The sequence below is a fragment of the Microcoleus sp. Pol17C6 genome (assembly GCF_036701145.1).
In the GTDB taxonomy this organism is placed as follows: domain Bacteria; phylum Cyanobacteriota; class Cyanobacteriia; order Cyanobacteriales; family Microcoleaceae; genus Microcoleus.
On the sequence record NZ_JAUBQH010000118.1, the window covers coordinates 1 to 5,708 of the forward strand.

A 5,708-nucleotide genomic window follows, 5' to 3' on the forward strand; every position below is an offset into this window, starting at 1 on the left:
TCCATGTCCACGGGTGAGCTGGTGCGGCTGGTGGATCTTCTCGGTAAATATGCCCTGCCCTACGTGGTCGAAGAGAATGAACCCCCGCAGATTGATCTCTCTATGCTTTCGCTGTCGGCTCTGAAGGAACTGGAGGCGGCATCTAAGGGACGTACTGCTTTGTGGGTCGAGTCAGCCTCTCTGGAGGAACTCCGAGAATGGGCACGAAAGGACGCCAAGGGTGAGCCTACGTTTATCGTGCTTGACTACACAAAAGAGAGCCAATAGCTTCTAAAACTTTCCCCCTGATTTCTGGGGGTAGACCTCTATACATGGTTGGAACTGAAAAAAAGTGAAGGCATCAGCAAGGTGCTTTTGATCTTGATTCAGAAACAATCAGTATGGAGAAAAACCATGTTAATAAAAACGAGCCTAAACGCTCTAGAAGATCTATCGTTTCTGCCTTCTTTGTGAAGGTTCTACCTTGGCTGTGCGCTATATATGAAGGGATTGGCTTCTTAAGCGATGTCCTTGGAATAGTCGAGTTTATAGGGAGGTTCATTCACTAAAACTTTCTTAGCATCAGCGAGGGGGACGGCAGACCTTACAGGGGTCGTACCCCCTTCTTTTGGCTTCAGCCAGCTCCAGGGGTCGCTTGCTTCGTGAGAGATAGCGGCACCTGTCTTTGTGGTACTTGTCGCCTGTCCTGGTGACATAAACCGTCTGTGTCTGTGGCTTGTTGGTGAGAGCCTGGGGAACGACTGCGATAGTCGAGCCTATTAAGGCGATCAGTAGGGCAGAGCGTGATAGATGCCTCACGGTCGCACCTTACCTGGCTCAAATCGCCTTTTAAGGGGAAAGTTTTCGTAGATGGACTCTCAGTGTGGTCCCCGTGAGGGTCACTTATTGACGGGTGGCAGGTTTAAGACTAGAATCAAGAGGTGAATCCAGCCGGAATAAAGCTGTGTCCGAAGTGCCAGAGCCAGCACCAACTGAACGCTCAGGCTTGTCCTTGTGGGCACGTCTTTAGAACTCAATTCGTGCCGCCAAATCAGACTGTGGCGATGCCAGTTCAACCCATGCCCGGATATCAGCCGGACCCGTACGCGAATCCCGGGGGAATCTACGCCATGCCTCAAAAGCGTTCGTCTGCTTGGGCTTGGGGCCTTTCAGGGTTAACCGTTATTGTAGGGGTTGCTCTTTTTCTGCTTTGGCCAAACATCACTATGACATTTGATCGTAATGCCCTTTCTGGTGACTGGGAGATGACTGCTGGTAATCAAACATCAGGAATCATTTTAAAGTCTTCAGGTGAGGGGACCTTCTTGAGTAACTCTACTGTTATCCGAGATTTTAAATGGGAGTTGCCTCGCCCTGGCTTCATCTATATCAAAAGTGAACGATCAGTAGTGTTTGAATATGAGTTTCTACCTGGCGGCGGCTTGAGAATTGGCGAAGGGACTGACGCAACGGTTTACTATCGAAAGGGAACCCGTTAAGTTCTAGACACTTTTAAGGGGAAACTTTTAGTTTTTGACCGACGCGCGCGATTTTATGCATGAGGGATGGCGAGGCACGAGAGATGGCACGCATTGCCCCTCAGAGCCAGTTCTAGGCGTCTTTGACCAGATTCTGGACTCCTTACAGGTGCCATCACACTTGCAACGGTCTAGAAACACCGTGGCCGGCAGTCCGATTTTGAACCTGTAGGTGGTCCGATTTTGTTCGGTTCCGCTCGGCCTGGCTGGTGCCATGCTGATACTTGGCCTGGTCTTTCAGCTTCTGCCGTTTGGCTTCATTGTTCCTGGCATCAATTCTCCTTTGCTTCTCCAGCTTCCAGCCTTCTCTCTGCAGAGCGTGGATCAGCTTTCGGTGTTCACCGCGGCCAAGACTTCCACGCATTTGAGCGGCTCTAAGGTGGGCGGCTTCGTCCTCGATCCTGACGTAGCCTTTACCTTTCTTGGCGATGAGCCCAAGAGCTTCAAGCTGGGCCAGGCCTTTGTAAACACTTTGGCGAGTGCGTTTTGCCAAGGGTGCTAGTTCGGCTGCCGTGAGAGGTTCTGAAGGATCAAGAATCAGCCAGTACCTTTTTAACCCGTTCCGGCCAGAGAGTGAATCATGCGAGCATTTGTCGCAATAGGTGACCACTCTTTCTGTACACCCCCCTCCCCCTTCCAGGGGTTGAGTGGTCACTTTTTGAGACACTTTCAGCCTGTAGATTGAGGCTGTTTTTTGACTGCCATTTACTACTTTCTGAATGTGTCCAAGTTCACAGAGCTTTGTAATGCAGTTGCGGGCGGCTGTGTCTGAGCATCCAATAGCTTCGGCCAGGCTTCTTTTACTCAGGTGGAAGGAGTGGCCGTGGTTGAGCTTTGAGAGTCTTTCAATTTCGAGAATGGCAGCGTAGAGGTTTTTTCCCGATTTCTGTACGTCAGGGCACGAAAGGACGTGCTTGGTCCAGGTTTCCCCAAAAGATCTTTTTTTAAAAACCCCCCCCGCGTCAGCGGGTCCAGGTTTCAATCTCGGGAGGGTAGCTCGATCACTGCTGACGTAGTTCCAAACATCTTTTAGGTAGTTGTCCTGCTGTTTTGGGCTTCTGTCTTTGATCTTCTCGCCTGGTCCTTGTGGGTGCCTGAGAATCAATGTTTTAAAGTCCAGGTAGCTCAAGCCTTGCCTGAGAGCCAGCCCAGCGATCAGGCATAGGCGGTCACTTCTGAATCCGATAGGGACTGATTCTCCAGCGAGCTGGTCCAGGTCTAGTTTCTGCTTTGTTGGTTTTTGTGGCCTGGTTCCGTCTCTGAGTAGCTCTAGTATCTGCTGAATGGTTAACCCTTCCGCGCTGGTTGAGCGAGTCTGTCCAGAGCGATGAAGGGCACCAGGCGGCCTGATTCCTTGGGTTCTGACTGCTGAGGGTCCACCTATCTCTTTAATCAGATTTTCACAGTGAAGGCGTTGGGCTTTTGTTTCAACTCTAACCCAGAGATGCGCTTTCCCTGGTCCCCCGCCTGAGTGCATCACTGCTGAGGGGAACCTTAGCTTTCTTTTTAGGGCAAAGGCTTTGTCCAGGCCATCTTCTGTGTCGAAGTCGGCGGCAACAAAATCAAGGTTTGGCAGGATGAAGCCAGCGTCTTTTTGTGGGTCCCAAGTGTTGAGCCAGCGTTGGCCTGTTTTCTTGTTATCAGGGTTCAGGTCATAGAACTGTTTGTCACGGGAGATGACTACGGCTAGCTCTTTTGTGGCGATGGCTTCTGATTCCTCAAGCTGTGGCGGCCTGGTCAGGATCTCGGCGATGCTCACAGGTCCAGTCCCTCCTCGGTGCCGATCTGCAGGGCAGAAAGGGGGATGGCATAGGCGGCCAGCTCGGCTCTGATTTCCTCGCGGGTGGCTTTGGTGCCGACGTTGGCGATGGCTTGGAGGATTGCCAGGGTGGATCTGATTCCCCCTTGATCGTCGTTTTCTTGGCAGGTGGCGAGCTGGTAAGCGGCTTCTGAGATAGCCTCCTGCGCTTGTTTATTAAGTTGTGGGTGCCTCACTTCTCCGGGCCTCCTACGGCCTGAGTGGGCTGGGTTTTGGTGAGTCTCTCAATCTCAGAGCTGGGGACGAGGTATCTGCCATTTGGCAGCTTTTCGGTCCAGATCCAGCCTCGTTCTTTCCAGTTGAGAAGTGTTTGAGGGGTGACGTGCAAAAGCTTTGCAGCTTCTGCGATGTTGTATGAAGTTACGGATGTCATGAGGTGTCTCTGCTTGCATTAGCTGCATTTCCTCACTCGCCTCGTTGCCCCTTCCTCCCTGAAAAAGTAAAGTTCTCTTGACAGATGCTTTTTCCTGGGTTAGAATCGTCCTGCTAGTAGAGAGCGCTGCAGTCCGATCCTTTTGGGGGTTGAGATTCAGTTTTGGACCGCCTTCATGTCCGGCAAGACATGGGGCGGTTTTGCTTTTAATGCTGTTCAACGAATCCAGACGAAGACCACTAGGTAAAGGCATCATTGCCTTTTGTTTGGTAGCATGAATTCGCTTGATTTGAACTCAAGGATATCCCTGCTTGGCTGAGATGCCAGTGGTCTGTAGAATTAACCATGTATAGATCAGGACTTTCTGACTTTGGTCCACTTCGTCAGCTTCTCCCAAAGGTTCGATTTCGGCTCTGGAGCTGGTAGAGCCTTGATTACTCGGTCCTGCAGTTGACTGAGCTGGGCTGTTAAATCGTGGTTTTGGTCCGCAAGGTTCCGGACTTCATGTGCCAGCGGCCTGAGCTGTTGGACTTCGTGCCGTAGCTCCTCGATCATGGCCATTTGTGCCTCTGCCAGAGCCTTCAGGGTTGCCAGGTCCCCGGTGTCGAGCTTCGTGCCTTCAGCGGCTGGTATCGGCTCTGAGACGGCCTTTTTAGGGGTGGCTTTTGATGCGCGCTCAAGATCCTCGGCGGTTACCCGGTATTCCTTCCCCTTGGGTCCCTCGATCAGCTCGGCGGCCAGGCGGCCTGACTTGATCCAACGGCGTAGAGTCTTCTCTGAGACTCCAGCGGCCTTGATTGCTTCAGCCAGCGATAGAGTCTCATTCATGCGGCCTCCCTTCTCTGCAGGACCACACGGACCGTAGAGGCGTGCCAGGTCCCACCCTTGGCGGTTGGCACGTTCCGGACGTTCAATTCGTTGGCGATGGCCAGCATCCCCTTTCCTTCGGCTCTGAGGCTTAGAATCAGGTCCTCGGTATCGCTTTCAATCATTGGCCTGGCTCCGAGAATAACACCCTGGGCTTTCTTCTCGGCCAGTCCCTCGCGGGTTCTGAGTCCGATCAACTCTCGCTCAAGCTGGGCAAAGGTGGCCATCATGCTGAGTTGTGCTCTGCCATGAGGGGTGGTTGTGTCTAGCCGGGCATCCAAGAGGCTGAGATTCCAGCCGTAGTGCTGGGCCATGTCCCCTACCTGGCAAACGTCTTTTACCGATCGGCTGAGGCGGTCGAGCTTGGCGGCCATCAGTACATCAGCCTCCCCTTTGTTCAGCAGGTCCAGAGCCTTCTGCAGTCCAGGGCGGTTGAGAGTCTTTCCAGAGATTCCACCGTCCTCGATCAGCTCGGCCAGGTGCCAGCCGTTCCTTTCACACTCGGCGATGATGGCGGCTTTCTGACTGGCCAGGCCTGCACCAGAATCAACCTGCTGGTCAGTCGAGACCCGGACGTAGCCGATAACGTGCTTGGTCTCTCTCTGGCTGGTCTTCGTCTTTCGTGCCCTGGGCATAACAAGACTATACACGAAACGTTCGTCTCATGTATACGGTCCCTGGTCACTTTCTTATTTTGTCTAGTCAGAGTGCTTTTTAGCGTGTACAGTTTTCGTTGCGCACCTGTCCAATTTTGAACCTGTAGCCTGGTCAATTTTGTCTGGTCATCATTCATGTCCACCCTGGTCAATATGGCTGGTCATACTGTCCAGAGCCTTCTGCAGTCCAGGGCGGCTTTTACAACGTCCAAAGGTAGGAGCATGAGAGGAAACACCGTGAGAAACACCGCGACCCAGTCAGGGCGAAACGGGGGACGGCTGAAGGTTGGGAACCCAGGCAACAAAGGCGGCGGCAGGATCAAGGATGAGCTGCGGTTAGAGCTGGTCGAGTGCTTTGAGGTTGGGATTCAGAAACTCAAACTGCGACTATTTCGAGATTCCATGTCCACGGGTGAGCTGGTGCGGCTGGTGGATCTTCTCGGTAAATATGCCCTGCCCTACGTGGTCGAAGAGAA

9 protein-coding genes are annotated in these 5,708 nt (G+C 52.7%); 3 read left to right on the forward strand and 6 right to left on the reverse strand.

The annotated features are described in order from the left end of the window. On the forward strand, nt 1–267 hold a 267-nt coding region (locus tag QUA25_RS28405), incomplete at its 5' end, for a hypothetical protein (protein WP_333043019.1). A 230-nt stretch (nt 268–497) separates the two neighbouring features. Here the strand turns inward: QUA25_RS28405 and QUA25_RS28410 are convergent. Further along, entirely contained in the window at nt 498–695 is a 198-nt protein-coding gene (locus tag QUA25_RS28410; RefSeq protein WP_333043021.1) for a hypothetical protein, read from the reverse strand. A 414-nt stretch (nt 696–1,109) separates the two neighbouring features. On the opposite strand from QUA25_RS28410, the gene QUA25_RS28415 reads away from it, so the two are divergent. Beyond that, a complete protein-coding gene (locus tag QUA25_RS28415; RefSeq protein ID WP_332962583.1) occupies nt 1,110–1,478 on the forward strand; it encodes a hypothetical protein in 369 nt (122 codons plus the stop codon). A gap of 154 nt (nt 1,479–1,632) precedes the next feature. Here the strand turns inward: QUA25_RS28415 and QUA25_RS28420 are convergent, their stop codons facing one another. The 5 genes from QUA25_RS28420 to QUA25_RS28440 form a co-directional block, all read right to left on the reverse strand. Beyond that, nucleotides 1,633–3,276: an HTH domain-containing protein gene (locus tag QUA25_RS28420; RefSeq protein ID WP_333043023.1), complete on the reverse strand. Its 1,644-nt coding sequence runs from the start codon at nt 3,274–3,276 to the stop codon at nt 1,633–1,635. Next, a complete protein-coding gene (locus QUA25_RS28425; RefSeq protein WP_332962588.1) occupies nt 3,273–3,512 on the reverse strand; it encodes a hypothetical protein in 240 nt (79 codons plus the stop codon). Before QUA25_RS28425 ends, QUA25_RS28420 begins: the two co-directional genes overlap by 4 nt. Then, nucleotides 3,509–3,709 carry a MerR family transcriptional regulator gene (locus tag QUA25_RS28430; RefSeq protein WP_332962587.1) on the reverse strand — a complete coding sequence of 67 codons (201 nt, stop codon included), beginning with the start codon at nt 3,707–3,709 and terminating at the stop codon, nt 3,509–3,511. The genes QUA25_RS28425 and QUA25_RS28430 overlap by 4 nt, the downstream gene beginning before the upstream one ends. 354 nt (nt 3,710–4,063) lie before the next feature. Further along, nucleotides 4,064–4,537 (reverse strand): helix-turn-helix domain-containing protein, encoded by a 474-nt coding sequence (locus QUA25_RS28435; RefSeq protein ID WP_332962586.1) that lies wholly within the window; start codon nt 4,535–4,537, stop codon nt 4,064–4,066. Continuing rightward, nucleotides 4,534–5,211 carry a recombinase family protein gene (locus tag QUA25_RS28440; RefSeq protein ID WP_332962585.1) on the reverse strand — a complete coding sequence of 226 codons (678 nt, stop codon included), beginning with the start codon at nt 5,209–5,211 and terminating at the stop codon, nt 4,534–4,536. Before QUA25_RS28440 ends, QUA25_RS28435 begins: the two co-directional genes overlap by 4 nt. A gap of 258 nt (nt 5,212–5,469) precedes the next feature. On the opposite strand from QUA25_RS28440, the gene QUA25_RS28445 reads away from it, so the two are divergent. Continuing rightward, on the forward strand, nt 5,470–5,708 hold a 239-nt coding region (locus QUA25_RS28445), incomplete at its 3' end, for a hypothetical protein (protein WP_333043026.1).